This window comes from Paenibacillus sp. 598K (assembly GCF_003851045.1).
GTDB lineage: Bacteria > Bacillota > Bacilli > Paenibacillales > Paenibacillaceae > Paenibacillus_D.
The window spans coordinates 1,761-2,645 of the sequence record NZ_BFBX01000001.1; the positions used below are offsets into that span (position 1 = coordinate 1,761).

At 57.6% G+C, this 885-nt stretch carries 2 protein-coding genes; both read left to right on the plus strand.

The window, feature by feature from the left end; genetic code table 11:
* Positions 1-653 (plus strand): ABC transporter ATP-binding protein (locus tag PA598K_RS38740; RefSeq protein ID WP_185601311.1); only part of this gene is annotated, 653 nt, incomplete at its 5' end.
* 20 nt (positions 654-673) lie between these two features.
* On the plus strand, positions 674-885 hold a 212-nt coding region (locus tag PA598K_RS35855; RefSeq protein ID WP_185601313.1), incomplete at its 3' end, for a hypothetical protein.

The window sequence follows — 885 nt, forward strand, 5'->3', positions numbered from 1 at the left end:
TGGATGAGCCGCTCTCCAACCTGGATGCCAAGCTGCGGGCACAGACGCGTGCAGAGATTATCAAGCTTCATGCGAGGCTGAAGACGACGATCGTCTATGTCACACATGACCAGGTGGAAGCAATGACGATGGGGACGCGAATCGTGGTGATGAAGAGTGGGCTCATCCAGCAGGTGGCACAGCCCCAGGAGTTGTACGATTATCCAGCCAATATGTTCGTGGCGGGTTTCATCGGGACGCCTCAGATGAATTTCATGCCAGGCAAGCTGGAGAAGACGGCTAATGGACTGTTCTTCACGACACGGCGCTGGAGGCTGCCCGTTGATGGGCATTACGGATCAGCGATTACCAACTCGGCGCATAGCGACAGGGAGGTCATGCTCGGCATCCGCCCGGAGCATGTACTGCTTGAGTCCGAGGCGACAGCGCTCAAGGAAGCATGGGCCGTCCAGGCGAAGGTGGAGATGAAGGAAATGATGGGTGCAGATACCTATCTGTATGCCGAGACGGGGCACGGTCAGCTTATCGTTCGGGCTAATGCGCATACACCGGTTGGCGTTGGCGATGAAGTGCGTATCAGGCTGAATATGGACAAGGCGCATCTCTTCGATATCCATAGCGGCGAAGCCTTGATGAGGGAGGGAAGGGGCTAGGTATGGCAAGCAGCGGGGAAATGAACAAGGAAGCACAAACAGACAAGGTGGCTGCGAAGAAGCGGGCGGCTCGGCAAACATCTCGGCGTGGCGGCATCTCCGGGCGACTGAAAGCGATTGTGCTGGTGGCCGTCTGTGTGGTGTTGTTCTACAGCCTTCGGGCGCAATGGTTCCAGCAGGAGCGCTTCGAAATCGTCGAGGCTTCCGCGATTCGGCTGGCGGAGTCGTCAGG